Below are 17,738 nucleotides of genomic sequence, written 5' to 3'. Positions count from 1 at the left end.
TCCTCCGGCGGGGGATGGAATATTTCTTTTTGAAAGCCCCGACCCCAAATTTGCCCCCCACCGAGTGCCCACAGAACGACTGGTGCCGTATCGCGATGTTGATGATTTTTTGAGAAACAATCCCGATTGTTGTAACTTTTCCTCCAAATGGCTTTATAATGATTCGATAATTGAGCGAACAACACTCGATAGATTTTTTGGGGATGGCGCTGGATATGTAAATATTAACTACAAAATTCGCTTTATCGATGAAAACGGTACAATAATAGAAAAGTGGTCGGGGCTTTCGGTAAAAATGTCTAATTGTGGCAAGCCACTTTGGCCGTAGGCTCCTTCATTTGGGCTCGCTCGTCTGCCGCGCCCACTGCCAACAAGTCATGGACAGTATAGCAGGCCGGGGGAGAGAAAGGCAGGCGCGGCGAAAGGTCGGAGCGAAGGCGCAGTGGGGGGGAGCACGACAGCGACTACAACGCCGCGCACTGCTGCAGCAAAGTTTCCAACGCCTTGAAGTCCAGGGGCTTGGAGAGATAGTCCGTCATCCCTGCTTCCAGAAAGCGTTCCCGGTCGCCCTGCATGGCAAAGGCGGTGATGGCCACAATGGGCGTGCGGATGCCCTGCTCGCGCAGCCGGCGGGCCACATCCAGGCCGCTCAGCACGGGCAGCTGAATATCCAGCAGGATCAGGTCGAAGGGCTCGCCGAGCGCGGCGTGCAAGGCCTTCTCGCCATCGGCAACCATGGAAACCCGGTGCCCCCGCCGGCTCAGGAACGTCTCCATGGTAAAGCGGTTCGTCGGCTCGTCCTCGGCCACCAGGATTCGCAATGTGTCAACACGCGGGTCCTGAGGTACTGGCTGCGATTTTGCTTGCGGTTTTGCTTGCGATTCTGATTGCGGTCCTGCGGCTGAATCCTCAGCGTTGTCTGCTTTCCCAGCAGGTTCCGGAGCCGTTGGCGGCACGATCGGATCAGCCTGCCCGCCCTGCTTGTTTTGGGTGTTCTGATCGCGCAGGAAGGTGTCCGTCTCTGGCACGGTGCAGGGAATGGTCACGGTGAATTCCGAGCCCTCGCCCGGCACGCTGGCCACCAGCACGGTGCCGCCCATGAGTTTGACCAGCCGCGCCACCACAGCCAGGCCCAGCCCGAGGCCCTTCTTGCGCCGGCGATGTGCGCCCGAGCCTATGGGTTGCTGCACAAACGCCTCGAATAGCCGCGGGATATCCTGCTGGGCAATGCCCGGCCCGGTATCGGTAATCTGGAAGACCAGCGCGCCGCTGCCGTGCTGCTCTGCCTGCAGGGGACCTGGCGTGCCTGGGGCCACGGCCACCACTTCCAGCATGATTTCACCGGCGTCCGTGAACTTTACCGCATTTCCCAGAAGATTGAACAGCACCTGACGCAACCGGCTGGCATCGGCCATAATGGTGTCCGGCGCGGCCGGATCCACCCAGACGCGGAAGGCCAGCCCCTTCTCCTGGGCCTCGGCACGGAACAGCCAGGCCACTTCATCCACCAACGCGCGCAGCTGCATGGGCCGCTCTTCCAACGACAGGCGCCCCGACTCCACCCGGGAAAGATCCAGGATATCGGTAAGAATGGTCACCAGACCGCGGCCGGAAGTCAGTCCCGTGTCCACATATTCCCGCTGTTCCTCTGTCAGCTCTGTCAGGGAAAGCAACTGGAGCATGCCTAGCAACCCATTGAGCGGCGTGCGGATTTCGTGGCTCATATGGTCCAGGAATTCACTTTTGACCTGGGAAGCGGCCTGGGCGGCGCGGGTGGCGGCCTTGAGCTCGGCCTCCATTTCCATGCGCCGGCTCAAGTCGCGGCAGATGGTGGAAAGATGCCGCACCGTCCCGTCGGGATCCTTGTGGGCGATGATGGCCTGGGAAACGGGCAATTCCTGGCCTTGCAGGTTGCGCAGCACGGTTTCGCCCATCCACATGCCCTCCCGGATGGCCGTGGGAATGGCATCATTCAGGATGCGCCGGTTGGCGTCCAGGGGATGAAACATGGGAATGAGCAGCCTGGAGCCCTCCGGCTCGCCCATCTCAAAGAACGCCCGGCCGGCGGTGTTGAGATACATGACCTTGCCGGCGGCATCGGCCATTGAAACGATGTCCGGTGTGCTTTCGATGAGCGCCAGCAGCCGCGCGCGCACCTGCTCGGCCTGCAGCATGGCCGTGGTGTCCAGGGCGAACGCCGTGCGGCAGCCGTCGTCATCCTGAAAGGCGTATGTTTCCAGCTGCCAGGGCGAGTCTTTGGTAACCCCCTGTACTTCAAAGGAAATTGGCTCGCCACCCCGGGCATCCTGCAACCGGCGGGCAATGTCCGGGAACACGAGATCCAGCCGGCGGCCCACCAGGGCGTCGTCCTCCACACCCAGCCGGCGCAGCCCCTGGCCGCGGCAAAACAGGATTTCCTGCGCGGCATTCACCCGGAACAACAGCACGGGTAGCTGGCGCAACATGCTCTCCAGCAGCCTGCCTGTTTCCCTGGCCGTGGCCTCGGCCGCTTTTCGCCGCCGGATCTCCCGTGACATGTGCCGGTTGATCACCAGCAAGGCCGCCACACAGGTCATGGCCAACAAGGCAATGCCCACCACCACCGCCAGAAACCGCCAACTCTCTTGCGTGCGCAACTCCCCGGGCGTATGAATGAACCCGTCAACCAGCGCGATATCCCCGGCATATCCCAGGGCCAGCAACTCCTCAGCCATGGCCCGCCAGCGCACAAGCTCGGATGCCCCGACAGGCGCCCGCTCCGGGGCGATGAGCCGCCGCACGGCCTCTGCCTCCCTGAGCAGGGCTGCGCGGTCCGCCTCTGGCGTGTAGTGTTCCAGAATCAAATCCACGGTCCGATCGGGATGCGCCAGGGCGTATTCCCAGCCCTTGAGGGTGGCACGGACGAAATGCTCCACCTCCTCTCGACGCGCCTGCAACACAGCCTTGGAAGTGAACAGGGAATCGCCATAAAATTCAATATCGTAGGTGGATGGACGCAGCACCACCGGGTCCATGCCGCGCTCCTGGAGCTGGGGGGCCTGGGTAGACAGGTAGCCGGAGATGGCATCCACGGTACCAGCCAGCAAATCGCGGACCCGGTTGGGTGGATCATCGGCAATGACCACATCCTGCTCCCGCACACCCGCCAGGCGCAGCATGGCCCACAGCTCCAGATCGCTGTGCCGGGTGATGCTCAGACGCCTGCCGGCCAGATCCTGCGGCGTGGCAATTCCCGACGGCTTGAGCGCCAGCAAGGCCAGGGGAGACCGCTGGAAGATGGACGCCAGCAGCACGACAGGCTGGCCCTGCAACCGGGCCTGCAGAATGTCCGCCGCACCCACGGCCACGTCCGCCCGGCCGGCCAGCACTTCTTCCACCGGGCTTTGAGGGCCGGTCCATTCCTTCAGTTCCACCTGCAGGCCGGCGTCACGGTAATACCCTTGCGCCAGTGCTGCATAATACCCCGCAAACTGGAACTGATGCCGCCATTTGAGCTGCACGGTTAACGGCGCGGCAGCGGCGGTCGAAACCATGCTCATTGCAACAACCAACGCGCTGGCCAACAGCGCCAGCCCCCCCAAGGCGATTCGTTGCAACTGTGCAGGTTTGTGCCTCATGGCCATGCCCTAGCATGAAACCAGGAGTTTGACAAAAAATCAGTCGTTCCCCCCTTTTTTTGGCGGAACGAAATACGCCCACCACAGAATGCCCACCCCCGCAAGAATCATGGGCACGGAAAGCAGCTGCCCCATGGTCAGCCACCCGAAGGCCAGGTAGCCCAGCTGGGCGTCCGGCTCGCGCACCAGTTCCACCAGGCCGCGGAACAGCCCGTAGCACAGCAAAAAGAGGCCCGTGACCGCCCCCCTGGGTCTGGGGGTTCGAGAAAAGAACCAGAGCGTTACGAACAGCACCACGCCTTCCAGCAGGGCTTCATACAACTGCGAAGGATGGCGCGGCACGCCGCCGGCAGCCGGGTCCGGAAAGAGCATGCCCCAGGGCAGATCCGTGGGCCGGCCCCAGAGTTCGCCATTGATGAAATTTCCCATGCGGCCGGCAAACAGACCAGGAGGGGCCAGAGGGCAAACGAAATCAGCAATGGTGAAGAATGGTTTCTTCCGCAGTCTGCTGAAGAGCATGGCGGCCAGGACAATGCCGAGGAGTCCGCCATGAAAACTCATGCCGCCTTGCCAGATGCGCACCACGTCCAGCGGGTTATGCGCAAAGTGGCTGAAATCGTAAAAGAGCGTGTAGCCAAGCCGCGCCCCGAGGATGAGCCCGGCCACGCACCAGGTAATCAGGTCATCCACGTCCGCGGGGGTCCACCCGGCGTCGGACCAGGGCTTGCGGGCCGCGCGCCAACGGCCCAGGCCCCAGGCCAGGCCAAACCCCAGCAAATACATGAGGCCATACCAGCGGATGGCCAATGGACCGAGTTGAATGGCTACGGGATCGAAGGCTGGATGCAGCAACATGTGGAATTCCTTGGCAGGAGCATGGAGACGAGGACCCGGATTCCGTGTGGGAGCCCGTCTGATGAGGGGGCAGACGTGCGTCTTTCCGCACGATTGATACAAGTGTATCTCCCAGGCAAATCAACTGCAACTCACTATACTTAACATTTACAAAAAAATTATTGCATTCCAATCACACTGTGATATTTCTGCAACTACCTGTTGACGCATGCATGTAAAAGAGGAGTTCGTCATGAACAAACTGTTGCTCGCCATTGTCGCCGTCCTGGGGCTCGTGATGACCACCAGCGCCATGGCCCAGGCGTTCAGCCTGCATGTCGGAGATAATGGCGTCTCCGTGAGCACGGGCCCGGTCGTCGTGGCCCCCGCGCCTGCGCCGGTGGTGGTGGCTCCTGCCCCTGTGGTGGTCGCTCCCGCCCCTGTGGTGGTGGCGCCGCCGGCTCCGGTGTATGTGGCTCCCCCGCCGCCCGCCGTGGTGGTTGCGCCAGCCCCTGTGGTGGTGCGCCCCGCCCCCGTGTATCGCCCTGGTCCTCGCGTGGTGGTGATGCCGTAGTTCAGGAAGCTCACGCGCCTTCTGTTCGTGTGCAAGGCCCCGGCCGCAAGCGCAACGCGCGTGCAACCGGGGCCTTTCTTCGGGAATACTTCAGGGGGGCAGGTTGTCCGCTCAGGGCGTATGCTGCTTGTCGGCGGCAGATTCCCTGCCCTTGCGCCAGCTCTTTTCCTCGCCCCGCAGCAGGCGGCCGATGTTTTCCCGGTGCCGCCAGAACACCAGTCCCGCCACTGCCAGCGAGAGCAGCAAATAATCCCCGGAGCCGCCGACTCCATCCACGCCGCCCGCCCCAGTGGTGGCCAGCAGGATCGGCAAGGCAACCACCAGCGCCAGCGAGCCCAGGGACACGTATCCCGACACCGCGATGGCTGCCAGACAGATTGCCGCCGCGCCCAGGCACTGCCAGGGCGCCAGAGCCGCGAAAATGCCCAGGGTGGTGGCCACGGCCTTGCCGCCCCTGAAGCGCAGAAACACCGAATACACATGCCCCAGCAGGGCGGCCAGGGCGATGCACGCCGTCAGGCCCGGACCTGCCCCGAGCTGGTCGGCCATGAGCGCGGGCAAAAAGCCCTTGGCCATGTCCAGCAACATGGCGGTCACGCCCCATTGCATGCCGCAAAGCCGGGCCACATTGGTGGCGCCGATGTTCCTGCTGCCTTCGGTGCGTGGGTCCACACCGCAAAAGGCCTTGGCGATAAGCAGGCCGAAAGGGATGGAACCAAGCACGTATGCCGCAAGAATCATAAGCATCCACATGGGGCAGAACCTCCCGGAGGGGCGGGTCAGAACGTGCGCCCGGCCTGGGCGGCCATGGCGTGTTCCAGGGTGGAATCCAGATCGCCGCCAGCATTGTCGTAATCCACGGCGGTTTCAATGATGTGCATTTCATTGTGCAGGGGATCAATGCGCCCGAGCGTCAGCTGCACGCGCTGGCCCACATGGCAATCATCTCCAAACAGCCGGCGCGGCCCGCGGATATACAACTGGGCCTCGGGCATGGCGCAGGTGACCAGGGTGGCATTCACCTCCACCACCACGCCGGGGAAGGTTGCCTGCGCGGCGGCCTGCCGCAGGGCCTCCATTTTCCAGTACCGCGTCCGGAAGCGCTGGACCCGGCCCGTGGTCTCGGCCCCGGTCTGGATGGCCGGCAGCAGGCCTTCCAGCTGCTCGCGCGAAAACGCCGGCGCACCTTGCAGCATGCCGACCAGCTGGGCCTGGTTGATCAGATCCACATAGCGTCTGAGCGGTGAGCTGACCGGCGCGTACATGGATTCGCCCAGGGTGGCGTGGCGGCGCGGCGCCAGCTCCAGGCCTGTGGCGCCAATGCCGCGCATGGCCCGGTATATATCCTGAGGCCTGGACCATATTCCTTGTGCTTCCGCAGTGATGGGCACATCCTGCGTCCGGTGCAGCAGGGGCAGCTCCTGCGCCGAAGCCCAACGGGCCGCCGCGGCGTTCACCAGAATCATCAACTCGCTGACCAAAAGCTGCGTCCCCGGGGTGGACGGCTTGTTGACCAACCGCGCCAGGATATCGCGGCCCAGGCGTTCCGGGGCGTCGCCTTCCAGCACCAGCTCCGGCTCGCTCCGCTCCACCTGCAAGGCGCCACGGTCCAGACGGCGCTGCCGGCGCAACACCGCCAGGGCATGGCCCGGCGCAAGGCCGCAGGGGTCCTCGCTGTGCTCGTTCCGGGCGGCCGAGAGCATCGCCTCGGCCCGCTGATAGGACAGGTTTTGCGTCACGCTCACCCGCGCCAGCTGCAAGGCCGTGTCCACAAGCATGCCCTGCGAATCCAGGCGCATGTCCAGGACCAAGGCCGGGCGAGAGGCGTCAGCGAACAGGGAAAACTCCGCAATGCCTATGCATTCCGGCAGCATGTGCAGCACGGCTTCGGGCAGATACAATGAGGAGGCCCGCCGGCGCACAGCCTCGTCCAATGGCCCGCCAAAGGGATAGCCCAAGGCCGGGCAAGCCAAGGCCACGATGCAGCGGAAGCCGTCGTCCAGACGCTGGATGTGAAAGGCATCATCAATGTCCCGCGTGGTCTCGCCATCCACGCTGAGCAAGGGCAGATCCAGCAGGGACAGCGTCGCCGACGCGGCCGTATCCCGCCAGATCTCCAGCTCGGACCGGTACGCATCGGCCCAGTCGGAGTCGGCTTCGTATCCGGCCTGGTCCAGCGGAATGTTGTGATGAAACGCCACCACCCCCCAGGCCCGGGCCAGCAGCAGGGGCAGCTGCGACTCCTCTGGCGGCAGACCCTTCTTGAGATGCTGCCAGAGGGGCGCGGTGTCCTGATCTTCCGGGTGGGTGATGCGCGTGCGCAGGAGGTCGGCCAGGGCCAGTTCCTCCGCACTAGCCGGGGGCGGGGGCGGAACAGCCTTGCCCAGGTGCACGCTCCAGAGCAGGGGAAAGAGCTTCTCGCCAGCAGTCTGCAGGGCCTCGCGGGCCGCGCGCTGCTCCTGCTCTGCCAGCCGGGCCTCCACCATGGCCTGGGGATGGATTTCAAAGTGCGGCGGCTGAAAGCGGAAGTGCGTCTTGCACGCCAGCAGCACCCGCCCCACTGCGGCGCGGCGGTCGGCGTCCCGGGCGTCCTCCTTGGGCCAGAGCAGTTCGGCGAACCAGTCCAGACTGGCCTTTTCCAGCTCGCCCTGGGCCAGCTCCCAGATTTCCATGGGGTCTATGGCCGCTTCCAGGGCCGCACGGGCCTGGTGTCGCTCTTCCAGAAGCGATTCCAGCTCATTGCGCGAAAGCGCCGCCCCGTGCTGCGGCCCGATCCAGGGCAGGACCCGGGCCGCAGGCAGCAGCGTCTCGCGCTTGTTCTGGGTGAACAGGCGCAAGCGACCGCCGCTCTCGCCCACGACAATGGCCAGCTGCGGTTTGTTGCTGTGGAGAAACTCCACCACGCATCCCGGGCCGGGATGCTGCACGGCAGGAAGAATCAAGAGGCCGCCTTGGTGGATTAGTGTTTGAAGGAACGCTGGCCGGTAAAGACCATGGCCGCCTGCGGCTTGGACTCGTTGACCGCCTGGATGACCTCGAAATCGCGCATGGAGCCGCCGGGTTGGGCAATGGCCGCGATGCCGTGTTCCAGGGCGGCGTCCACGCCGTCGCGGAAGGGGAAGAACCCGTCGGACACCATGGCCGTGCCGATGAGCCCGCCCTTGGCGGCCTGGGTCCGGGTCTGGATGTCGTCCAGAATCGCCTGGAACGCGCCATCCTCGCGGGCCTTGGCCTTGAGTTCGTAGAAGGAAAGCCCCTGCTCCTTGAAGGCCAGCACATCAGCATACTTGGTGTAGGCCTTGAACACGGCCAGCTGCACGCAGCCCACGCGGTCCTGTTCGCCAGCGCCGATGGCCACGGTAGCGCCGTCCTTGGCAAAGAGCACGGAATTGGAGGACACACCGGCTTCCACGGCCCAGGCAAAGAGCAGGTCTTCGGCTTCCTGCCGGGTGGGTTTGCGGGCCAGGATGGTCACGCCATCCTTTTCGGCCGTGGCAGGGATGAAATCCTCCACGCTGCGGATGCGATTGAGGAAACTGGTCTGCAGGATGATCCCGCCGTCAGTCAGGCACTTGATTTCCAGGACCGGCTGATCGGCCAGGGCGCCGAGCTCGGCCAGGCCGGGCAGTTCGAGAATGCGCAGGTTTTTGCGGGACTTGAGCACCTCCACCGCGCCGGGCTCAAAGGCCGGAGCAGCCACCACCTCGAAATACTGGGTGCTCAGGAAGGCGGCGGCGTCCTTGTCCAGGGGGCGATTGACCACCACTGCACCGCCAAAGGCGGCAATGCGGTCACCCCAGAAGGCCTTGGCAATGGCGTCGGCCAGGCCGGCGTCGCTCCAGGCGGCGCCGCAGGGATTGTTGTGCTTGAGGATCACCGCGGCGGGCTTGGCGGTCAGATATTGCAGAATGTTGACGCCGTTATCCACGTCCGTCAGGTTGGTCTTGCCGGGATGCTTGCCGGCCTGGAGCATCTGGGCTTCAGTCATGGTGGAAACAAGACCAGGGGCGGCGGAGCGCAGGTCCACGCCGCCGGGTTGCAGCTGGCCGGAAACGCAGGCGTACAGGGCGGCGGACTGGCCAGGGTTCTCGCCGTAGCGCAGGCCTTTTTCCTGGCTGTCGATAACCCAGCTGCGCTTGGCGAAGAGCAGCTCCTGCTCGCCCAGGCGCAGGGTCAGCTTTTGCGGAAAGATGTCCTTTTCCAGGTTCTTGTACATGCGCTTGAGGTCTTGCATGGATGGCGCTCGCTTGGATGTGTCGCAGTGAGTGATTGGTGATTGACCGCGCCCTGACCACAGCAGCGACGCGGACCTTGTCATCTACCACATGCCTTCCGCATGGGCAAATTCCCTGTCCGCCGGGAAAACGGGGGGGCGGCCCCTTGGATTTGCCAACAAGATGGCGTACGGTGCGGGAATACTGCCGTCGCGTTGCGTCGGCGCCCCAGGAGTCGATGCAGGTTATGGAAAAAGTGTTGCTCAGGCTGGCCCGGCAGCTGAACGCCTTCGACGAGGCCTCCCTCATGGCCTTGTGGGATTCGTACGCCCAAAAAGTTCAGGAATTCGAACCAACCAAACGCTGGGAAGAATCCGCGCTGGTCTTTTGTCTGCTCCAGTCCATGCGCTGGAAAAACCAGCTCTTCAATTACAATTGGGCCGCGGGCGTGAAGCCCACGGGCCGCAATATGGACCAGCTCTCCACCCTTGCGCCGGATGATCCGCTGGGCTCCTTTCTTTCCCCCGCGGGCGAGCAGGCCTCAGGCGGAGGCCAGGGAGCGGCGCAGGGCATGCACGGCCCCAGGCTGGCCGCCGTGGATGCGCAGGAGCGCAAACAAAAAGCCAAGGTGCTGCAGTTCAAGCCAAAACCCGTAGAGCTTGAACATGATTCCACCGAACCGCCCTTCCTTGACGAGGACGACTGAGCCCCTGCGGCGCGTTGCCGTCTTCAGCAGAAACTGGCCCTGGCGCGTTTTGGCGTGACCTGACACGGACTGGCGCGTCCTGGCGCGTCCTGGCGGGCCTTCCAGCGCTGCATGCTTCAAGTTTTTTTATTTGACTTTGCCGTGTGCGCCCAGTAATGGCTAAATCCTTTGGCTGTCAAAAAGCCAGGGGGATGCAGACCTTTTCTGACGCGTCGAAAGCGGCCCGCACCGGTCGCCCATGCCCTTGCCGGGCGCGACGCAGCAGCCAGTGCAAGGAGTGAAGCCATGGCGAATATCGTGGTCCTGGGTTTTCAGTGGGGCGATGAAGGCAAAGGCAAGATCGTCGATCTGCTGACCCGCGAGGTCCAGACTATCGTCCGGTTCCAGGGCGGGAACAACGCCGGCCACACCCTCGTGGTTTCCGGCCGCAAGTTCATCCTGCACCTCATTCCTTCCGGCATCCTGCACGAACAGACCCGCTGCTGCATTGGCAATGGCGTGGTGCTTGACCCGTTCGTCTTCCTCAAGGAAGTGGACGCCCTGGTGCAGCAAGGCGTGGATACCAGCCCGGCCCGCCTGACCATCAGCCCCAAAGCCCACTGCATCCTGCCGTATCACCAGGCCCTGGATGCTGCCCGCGAAGGGGCGCAGACCGGCACCAAAATCGGCACCACCAAGCGTGGCATCGGCCCCTGCTATGAGGACAAGGCCGCCCGCATCGGCGTACGCGCCGGTGATTTTGCCGACCTGGAACTCCTGCGCGACAAGATCTTCCGTTCCATGCTGGAAAAGAACGCCCTGCTCGTGCACTGCTATGACCAGGAACCCCTGGATCCCGAGCAGATCTATGAGCAGGCTGCGGCCATTGCCCCGCGCATCGTGCCCCACCTGGCCGACGTCTCCTCCATCATCCAGGCCACCCTGGCCGAAGAGGGTTCCGTGCTCTTCGAAGGCGCCCAGGGCACGCATCTGGATATCGACCATGGCACCTATCCTTTTGTGACCTCCTCCACCACCGTGGCCGGCAATGCCGCCTCGGGCAGCGGCTGCGCGCCGTCCACCCTGGATCGCGTGGTGGGTGTGGTCAAGGCCTACACCACCCGCGTGGGCGCCGGACCGTTCCCCACGGAACTGGACGACGCCGTGGGCGAACATCTGCAGCAGACCGGTGCCGAATTTGGCGCCACCACGGGCCGCAAGCGCCGCTGCGGCTGGCTGGATCTCTGCGTGCTCAAGGAAGCCGCCCGCCTGAACGGCCCCACGGAACTGGCCATCACCAAGCTGGATGTGCTCACCGGCCTCAAGGAACTCAAGGTCTGCGTGGCCTACGAGTACAATGGCGCGTGTGTGGCCTATCCGCCCCAGGTGGAAAATGGCCTGGCCTACGTGACCCCGGTGTACGAAACCCTCCCCGGCTGGGAGGAGGACATCTCCCATGCCACCTCCTGGGTCTCCCTGCCCAAGGAGGCCAAGGAGTACATCAAGTACATCGAGACGGCCATGAAGGCTCCGGCGTCCATCATTTCCGTGGGCCCGGACCGCGACCAGACCATCATCCGCAAGTAATCCGGCCCAAGGGTCAGGATCGCTTCGCTCATGGCCGCGCCCCGCGCCTCCTCCCGTCCCGCCACCAAGGGACAGGACTCGCCGTTTGATGACCTCCGCCTCCCCGAGGCGGAGGCGCTCATGGCGCGTGCCCGGAATCCGCAACAGGAGCGCCTGCGCGGCTACCTGCGCCGGCTTGCGGCCAATCCGCCCCAGGTGCTGCTGCTGGAAGGCGGAGACGCCATCTCCCGACTGGCCATGGGCCTGTGGTGGATGGCCCTCGTCCATTGCCGCGGTCCCGAACCGGTCCGGCCCACCCCGCAGCAGACCGCCAGCCTGCTGCCCGGCCTCCTCCCTGCCGCCCCCGCATCCGCACCGGTCCCAAGCCCGGAAGCACCACCCTCCGACACCGAACGTCCCTGCCTGGAGTGCGCCGGGTGCCGGCAGATCTTCACCGGCGTGCATTACGATCTGGCGCTGCTGGATGGGGCAAGCGGGCTCATCAAAATTGAACAGGTCCGCGAAATCCTGCTCAAACTTGCCGAAAAACCGCATCACGGCGTCCTGCGCTGCATCCTCCTGCACGAGGCCCACAACTGCCGCACCGAGACGGCCAATGCCCTGCTCAAATCCCTGGAAGACCCTCGTCCGGGAAACTGTTTTCTGCTGCTCACCCCCCAGCGCGAGCGCCTGCTGCCAACCTTGGTCTCGCGCAGTCTGGTGCTCAGCCTGGCCTGGCCCGATCCCAATCACCCTCCACAACATTTCAAGGAAGACACGACGTTGCAACAGACCGTTGAGGCGTGGATCGCCCGTCTCGATTCCCTTGTCGCCGACGGCCGTGGCTGGTTCGGCGCCACGCTCGCCAAGGATGCCCTCGACAAACCCACCGCCCAGGCCCTGGTGCTGGAGTTTCAGCGCCGTTTGGCGCGCACGCTGCTTGGCGAGCCGGAAGGTTGCTTTGGCATCTTGGACGCAGAAGCCCTGCACCGGCTCGATACCATCCTTGCCGAGGCGCACGCGTCCCTGGAATACAACGTCACCCCGGCGCTGGTGCTGGACTGGGTGGCCACGCGCATCTTCCTGGCCGCGCAACGGGCCCGCGCCCTGGCCACTTCCTGAAAAGGGAAGACCTGCCTATGGTCATGCCGCATGCCGTCGACCCTCGCCGGGTGCAGGCGCTCACGTCGCACCCGGCCACTGCGTCCGCTTCGCGGCCTGTGGTGTATTGGATGCACCGGGACCAGCGGGTTGAGGACAACTTCGGCCTGCTGCTGGCCCAGGAGCTGGCCTTGCGAGGCGGGGCGCCCCTGGTGGTGGTATTCGGCCTCTCCTCACGGTTTCTGCATGCCTCCTGGCGGCAATATGCCTTCATGCTCGAAGGGTTGCGCGAGGTTGCCAGCAGTCTGGAACAGTTGCGCATCCCCTTTATCCTGCTCCAGGGAGATCCGGGTGAGGAAGTGCCGGCCTGGTGCCGTGCCGTGCAGGCCGGCGCGGTGGTGACGGATTTCGACCCCCTGCGCCCCAAGCGCCACTGGCTGGCCCAGGCGGCCGGCTCCCTGCAGGAAGCCGGCATCGCCCTCCTGGAGGTGGATTCCCGCAATATTGTCCCGTGCCGCGCCACATCGGACAAGCGGGAATACGCGGCCCGGACTATCCGCCCGCGCATCCACCGGCTGCTGCCGGAGTTTTTGCACGCCCCGCCATCGCCAGTCGCGCATCCCCATGCCTTTGCCGGCCCGGCTCCGCTTGTCGATTGGGCTGCCGTGGCTGCGGGTGTGCAGGTCAATCGCAATATAAAACCAGTCTCCTGGTTGCGATCAGGCCCCGCCACCGCGCTGGAAATGCTCGATGTCTTTATTGCGAACCGGTTGCGATTCTATGCCGAAAAACGCAATGACCCCGTAGCGGGCGCGCAGTCGCGCCTGTCTCCATACTTGCATTTTGGCCAGCTGAGCGCCCTGCGTGTGGCCCTGACCGTGCAGGCAGCAGAGGCCCCACGCGAAAGCAAGGAAGCCTTTCTGGAAGAGCTGGTGGTCCGCCGCGAATTGTCCGACAATTTTTGCCTGCACACGCCCCACTATGACACCCTCGAAGGGTGCCCGGCCTGGGCGCGCCAGACCCTGGACGAGCATCGGGCGGATGTTCGCAGTCATTTGTATTCATTCGACGAATTTGAGAATGCCCGCACGCACGATGCCCTGTGGAACGCCGCGCAGCTGGAGCTGCGCAAAACGGGTTCCATGCACGGCTACCTGCGCATGTACTGGGCCAAGAAAATTCTGGAATGGAGCGAAACGCCCGAACTGGCCATGGACACCGCCATCCGGCTCAATGACACCTGGCAGCTGGATGGCCGGGACGCGAACGGCTACACCGGCGTCGCCTGGTCCATCGGCGGTCTGCACGACCGGCCCTGGCAAACCCGGCCGGTATTCGGGACCATCCGCACCATGACCGAGGGCGGGTGCCGCCGCAAGTTCGATGTGCCTGGCTACATTGCCCGGGCAACCGCACTGCCGGAGCAATGCTAGTGTTGCGTCCTCTAAAATGATCCATACAAAATAGACGCAACACCGGGCCGCTGGCACAGCGGCCCCGGAGCAGCATGCTCCGATCGTCAGCCGAATGCCGCGCATCTCGGCTGACGATCTTCCACGAAATCTGATGACATTCTTATCACCTTATTTCGTGGACATCACACTAGGATGATATGCGCATAAGAAGCGCGTTGTGAAACTAATCGCCCCGCAGGCAAACCCGGTTGATGATGCGTTCCAGTGCGGCAATCTCCACCGGCTTGGCCAGATGGTCGTCCATGCCCGCGGCCAGGGCCTGATCCCGATTCACTTCCAACGCAAATGCCGTGACAGCCACGATGGGGATATCCGGATTCTGCCGGGCAGGCGGCTTGAGGCGAATGAGTCTGGTGGCCTCAAGTCCATTCATATCAGGCAGTTGAATATCCATGAGAATGAGGTCGAAACGTTCTTCCTCAAGATGCCGAAACGCTTCGGCCGCATCGCCGGCCAGGCACGGCGAATGGCCCATCTTCTCCAGCAGTCTTCTGAGAAACAGCTGGTTAACGGGTTCGTCCTCCACGACGAGGATTCGTAGCATGGTACTCGCCTTGGAAATTTGGCGTTCTTTTACAGGCCCTTTTGTCTTTTCACATGCCTCTCCCTCCGCCCCCTGGGGGAGCAAGGAAGGCGCCACCGGCACCCAGGCAGGAGTGTGGCCGCAAGCGGCATGACACAAGGTCAGCATCGTGGTATTTTCATATCACCGGGGGGGGGACACTGCAAGAACTACCTCAGCATCACGTGTCCGCTGTCTTCCCGGAGGCCGGCACTCTTCCGGCCTTCACTTTGGTGCAAACGGTGGACATGTCTTGTCCATATTGTATATGACCAATTTGGCAATTGTACAGCCCATACATTAAACTGTGGAGATGCATTGTGGAAATTTTCACTTTGCCGGATGCAGTACATCAATTCTGCACCGCGCAACGCATGCAACAGCAAACCATCGCCCTGGTCCCCACCATGGGCTTTTTTCATGCCGGCCATGAATCCCTGATGCATTGGGCCAGAGCGCATGCGGATATTGTGGTTTGCAGTCTGTTCGTGAATCCGACCCAATTTGGTCCGAATGAGGATTTATCTGCGTATCCGCGGGATGTTGAACGCGACACCCGCATTGCCGCTGCCGCCGGGGTGGATGCGCTGTTCTGCCCCACACCAGAATCAGTCTATGCGCCAGATCACGGCACCTGGATCGAGGTTCCGGAACTTGCGGCCCCCCTTTGCGGGGCTACCCGGCCGGTACATTTTCGTGGGGTTTGCACCATTGTGGCCAAACTGTTCAACATGGTGCAGCCGCACGTGGCCGTCTTTGGCGAAAAGGACTGGCAGCAGCTGGCCATCATCCGGCGCATGGTGCGCGACCTGAATTTTGACGTGCACATTGAAGGCCGGCCCATTGTTCGGGAGTCAGACGGACTGGCCATGAGCTCCCGCAACAAATACCTCACCGAGGAGGAACGCCGCCGCGCGCCGCAGCTGCAGGCCGGGCTTCGCCAACTCCAGCACTGGCTGGACACTGGCGAGCGTGACGCCGCCTCTCTTGCAATGCTGTTACGAGCGTGGTATGCGGAAAATCTTGCGATTGGTTCAGAGGACTACATATCCCTTGTTCATCCTGAGACGCTTGCTCCAGTGGCCCGCCTTGAAGGCCCCACCCTTGCCGCGGTGGCGTGGCGGCTCGGCAAGGCTCGTCTTATCGACAACCTTGTCCTGCATCCTCACCCTTAACGCATTTTTGTGACATCACCCGCCGTGCAAAACTTCTTTCGCCGCCAAATCCTGGAGACCAAGAACGTCTTCCGCGCCAACATACTGGCCGGCCTGTTGTTCCTGCTCCCCATTGTGGCCACGTTGTTTCTGATCAATCTGCTGATCACCTGGGTGGACATGTCCCTGCTGTTGCTGCCCCCCCAGTACCGTCCTGAAAACTACCTCTCTGTGCGCATTCCCGGCCTTGGGTTGTTGCTGGTGGTGCTGATTCTCTTTGTCACCGGCATGTTCGTGCGCAATTTTCTGGGTCGCAAACTGGTGGAGATTGGCGAACGGCTGATGCGCTACATCCCGTTTGTCAGCAAGGTGTATGGCTGGATCAAGCAGATGGTGGACACCTTGTTCCTGTCAGCAGGCAAGGAGTTCAAGCGGGTGGTGCTCATTGAATACCCCCGCAAGGGCATCTGGGCCATGGCTTTTGTCACAGGTGTGGCCGAGGGCGAGGTGCAGGACAAGACCAACCATCGCGTCATCAACCTGTTTTTACCCACCACACCGAACCCGACGTCCGGATTCTATCTGCTGGTGCCGGAAACCGATGTGATCCCGCTTGAAATGAGCGTGGAAGATTCCATGAAACTGATTATGTCCGGGGGGATCCTCGTCCCGGAATCTTACGCCAAAGCAACTGCACGCCCGGCAGGCGCCCCTGCCGCCGGGCCGTCCATGGAGGAACAGGCATGATTCCCGTTAAAGGCAAATATTTCTTTACGTCCGAGTCCGTGACCGAAGGGCACCCTGACAAGGTTGCCGACCAGATTTCCGACGCCATCCTGGACACGCTGCTCGCCCAGGACAAGCACTCCCGCGTGGCTTGCGAAACCCTGGTGACCACTGGCCTGGCCTTCATCGCCGGCGAAATCACCACCTCCGGCTACTGCGACTTTGCCCAGACCGTGCGCAATACCATCAAGGAAATCGGCTATAATTCCTCGGACATGGGCTTTGACTGGGAAACCTGCGGCGTGATTTCCTCCGTGGGCAAGCAGTCTGTGGACATCGCCCAGGGCGTGGACCGTGACGACCCCGAAAACCAGGGCGCCGGCGACCAGGGCATGATGTTCGGCTTTGCCTGCGATGAAACCCCCACCCTCATGCCCGCCCCCATCTTCTGGGCTCACAAGCTGGCCCGCCGCCTGACTTTTGTGCGCAAGGAAGGCATCCTCGATTTCCTGCGCCCTGACGGCAAGACCGAAGTGTGCTTCGAATACGTGGACGGCAAGCCTGCCCGCATCGACACCGTGGTCATCGCCACGCAGCACAGCCCCAACGTGGGCTACCAGGATCTCTGCGACGCCGTGAAGGCCGAGGTTATCCTGAAGACGCTGCCTGCCGAATATATCGACAAGAACACCCGCATCTTCATCAACACCACCGGCCGCTTCGTCATCGGCGGCCCCATGGGCGACTGCGGGCTGACCGGCCGCAAGATCATCCAGGACACCTACGGCGGCATGGGCAACCATGGCGGCGGCGCCTTCTCCGGCAAGGATCCCTCCAAGGTGGACCGCTCCGGCGCGTACATGGCCCGCTACATTGCCAAGAACGTTGTGGCCGCCGGCCTGGCCCCGCGCTGCGAAGTGCAGATTGCCTACGTCATCGGCGTGGCTGACCCCATCTCCGTGCTGGTCACCTCCATGGGCTCCAGCGACCTGCCCGACGAGCTGCTGACCAAGGCCGTGCGCGAAGTCTTCGACATGCGGCCCTTCCACATCACCAAGCGCCTGGACCTGCTGCGCCCCGTGTACAAGGACAGCGCCTGCTACGGCCACTTTGGCCGTGAGGACGTGGCCTTCACCTGGGAAAAGACCGACGCCGTGGCCGACCTGAAGACTGCCGCCAAAGTCTAGTTTCGGCAACTTGCTGTATGCACAACGCCGGCCAGGGAGCAAT

General features: G+C 63.1%; 14 protein-coding genes. 8 read left to right on the top strand and 6 right to left on the bottom strand.

The features are described 5' to 3' along the window. Positions 1 to 464: 464 nt before the first annotated feature. Positions 465 to 3,539 (bottom strand): ABC transporter substrate-binding protein, encoded by a 3,075-nt coding sequence (locus ACYQ00_RS13205; protein ID WP_460032608.1) that lies wholly within the window; start codon positions 3,537 to 3,539, stop codon positions 465 to 467. A gap of 117 nt (positions 3,540 to 3,656) precedes the next feature. Beyond that, positions 3,657 to 4,472: a prolipoprotein diacylglyceryl transferase gene (gene lgt, locus ACYQ00_RS13200; RefSeq protein WP_460032607.1), complete on the bottom strand. Its 816-nt coding sequence runs from the start codon at positions 4,470 to 4,472 to the stop codon at positions 3,657 to 3,659. A gap of 232 nt (positions 4,473 to 4,704) precedes the next feature. Here lgt and ACYQ00_RS13195 point away from each other — a divergent pair, with 232 nt between their 5' ends. Then, the gene (locus ACYQ00_RS13195) at positions 4,705 to 5,025 is read left to right on the top strand and encodes a hypothetical protein (protein WP_460032606.1); all 321 of its coding nucleotides are present in this window, start codon (positions 4,705 to 4,707) and stop codon (positions 5,023 to 5,025) included. Between the two features lie 111 nt (positions 5,026 to 5,136). Here the strand turns inward: ACYQ00_RS13195 and plsY are convergent, their stop codons facing one another. Genes plsY through ACYQ00_RS13180 form a run of 3 tightly spaced genes read right to left on the bottom strand, consistent with a single transcriptional unit; the run spans position 5,137 to position 9,259 of the window. Then, a complete protein-coding gene (gene plsY / locus ACYQ00_RS13190) occupies positions 5,137 to 5,778 on the bottom strand; it encodes a glycerol-3-phosphate 1-O-acyltransferase PlsY (RefSeq protein ID WP_460032605.1) in 642 nt (213 codons plus the stop codon). Positions 5,779 to 5,804: 26 nt separating this feature from the next. Further along, a complete protein-coding gene (locus ACYQ00_RS13185; RefSeq protein WP_460032604.1) occupies positions 5,805 to 7,967 on the bottom strand; it encodes an RNB domain-containing ribonuclease in 2,163 nt (720 codons plus the stop codon). 17 nt (positions 7,968 to 7,984) lie between these two features. Next, positions 7,985 to 9,259, bottom strand: coding sequence for an IMP cyclohydrolase (locus ACYQ00_RS13180; RefSeq protein WP_460032603.1), 1,275 nt, complete (start codon positions 9,257 to 9,259; stop codon positions 7,985 to 7,987). Positions 9,260 to 9,486: 227 nt separating this feature from the next. On the opposite strand from ACYQ00_RS13180, the gene ACYQ00_RS13175 reads away from it, so the two are divergent. From ACYQ00_RS13175 to ACYQ00_RS13160, 4 genes are all read left to right on the top strand, one after another. Continuing rightward, entirely contained in the window at positions 9,487 to 9,945 is a 459-nt protein-coding gene (locus ACYQ00_RS13175; RefSeq protein ID WP_460032602.1) for a hypothetical protein, read from the top strand. Positions 9,946 to 10,230: 285 nt separating this feature from the next. Then, positions 10,231 to 11,511, top strand: a complete 1,281-nt coding sequence (locus tag ACYQ00_RS13170; RefSeq protein ID WP_460032601.1) for an adenylosuccinate synthase — start codon at positions 10,231 to 10,233, stop codon at positions 11,509 to 11,511. A 30-nt stretch (positions 11,512 to 11,541) separates the two neighbouring features. Then, positions 11,542 to 12,612 (top strand): DNA polymerase III subunit delta', encoded by a 1,071-nt coding sequence (locus ACYQ00_RS13165; protein ID WP_460032600.1) that lies wholly within the window; start codon positions 11,542 to 11,544, stop codon positions 12,610 to 12,612. A gap of 17 nt (positions 12,613 to 12,629) precedes the next feature. Further along, positions 12,630 to 14,024, top strand: coding sequence for a deoxyribodipyrimidine photo-lyase (locus ACYQ00_RS13160; protein ID WP_460032599.1), 1,395 nt, complete (start codon positions 12,630 to 12,632; stop codon positions 14,022 to 14,024). Positions 14,025 to 14,229: 205 nt separating this feature from the next. Here the strand turns inward: ACYQ00_RS13160 and ACYQ00_RS13155 are convergent, their stop codons facing one another. Continuing rightward, positions 14,230 to 14,610 carry a response regulator gene (locus tag ACYQ00_RS13155; RefSeq protein ID WP_460032598.1) on the bottom strand — a complete coding sequence of 127 codons (381 nt, stop codon included), beginning with the start codon at positions 14,608 to 14,610 and terminating at the stop codon, positions 14,230 to 14,232. Positions 14,611 to 14,948: 338 nt separating this feature from the next. On the opposite strand from ACYQ00_RS13155, the gene panC reads away from it, so the two are divergent. From panC to metK, 3 genes are read left to right on the top strand one after another with little or no spacing between them, the layout of a single operon-like run. Next, complete coding sequence (panC, locus tag ACYQ00_RS13150) at positions 14,949 to 15,803, top strand: pantoate--beta-alanine ligase (RefSeq protein WP_460032597.1); 855 nt, start codon at positions 14,949 to 14,951, stop codon at positions 15,801 to 15,803. Between the two features lie 24 nt (positions 15,804 to 15,827). Continuing rightward, positions 15,828 to 16,529, top strand: coding sequence for a DUF502 domain-containing protein (locus ACYQ00_RS13145; protein ID WP_460032596.1), 702 nt, complete (start codon positions 15,828 to 15,830; stop codon positions 16,527 to 16,529). Beyond that, entirely contained in the window at positions 16,526 to 17,695 is a 1,170-nt protein-coding gene (gene metK, locus ACYQ00_RS13140) for a methionine adenosyltransferase (RefSeq protein ID WP_460032595.1), read from the top strand. The genes ACYQ00_RS13145 and metK overlap by 4 nt, the downstream gene beginning before the upstream one ends. The last annotated feature ends 43 nt before the right edge of the window (positions 17,696 to 17,738 follow it).

Source organism: Megalodesulfovibrio paquesii, assembly GCF_054653055.1.
The sequence above is the reverse complement of the archived record's forward strand: the minus strand, read 5'-3'. Positions and strand labels throughout refer to the sequence as shown.

Bases quoted from the DNA above. Each gene is read 5' to 3' on its own strand.
- ACYQ00_RS13195 (WP_460032606.1), top strand. From the start codon at position 4,705: ATGAACAAACTGTTGCTCGCCATTGTCGCCGTCCTGGGGCTCGTGATG.
- lgt (WP_460032607.1), bottom strand. From the start codon at position 4,472: ATGTTGCTGCATCCAGCCTTCGATCCCGTAGCCATTCAACTCGGTCCA.
- ACYQ00_RS13180 (WP_460032603.1), bottom strand. From the start codon at position 9,259: ATGCAAGACCTCAAGCGCATGTACAAGAACCTGGAAAAGGACATCTTT.
- ACYQ00_RS13205 (WP_460032608.1), bottom strand. From the start codon at position 3,539: ATGAGCATGGTTTCGACCGCCGCTGCCGCGCCGTTAACCGTGCAGCTC.
- ACYQ00_RS13175 (WP_460032602.1), top strand. From the start codon at position 9,487: ATGGAAAAAGTGTTGCTCAGGCTGGCCCGGCAGCTGAACGCCTTCGAC.
- plsY (WP_460032605.1), bottom strand. From the start codon at position 5,778: ATGTGGATGCTTATGATTCTTGCGGCATACGTGCTTGGTTCCATCCCT.
- ACYQ00_RS13160 (WP_460032599.1), top strand. From the start codon at position 12,630: ATGGTCATGCCGCATGCCGTCGACCCTCGCCGGGTGCAGGCGCTCACG.
- ACYQ00_RS13165 (WP_460032600.1), top strand. From the start codon at position 11,542: ATGGCCGCGCCCCGCGCCTCCTCCCGTCCCGCCACCAAGGGACAGGAC.
- ACYQ00_RS13170 (WP_460032601.1), top strand. From the start codon at position 10,231: ATGGCGAATATCGTGGTCCTGGGTTTTCAGTGGGGCGATGAAGGCAAA.
- ACYQ00_RS13155 (WP_460032598.1), bottom strand. From the start codon at position 14,610: ATGCTACGAATCCTCGTCGTGGAGGACGAACCCGTTAACCAGCTGTTT.
- metK (WP_460032595.1), top strand. From the start codon at position 16,526: ATGATTCCCGTTAAAGGCAAATATTTCTTTACGTCCGAGTCCGTGACC.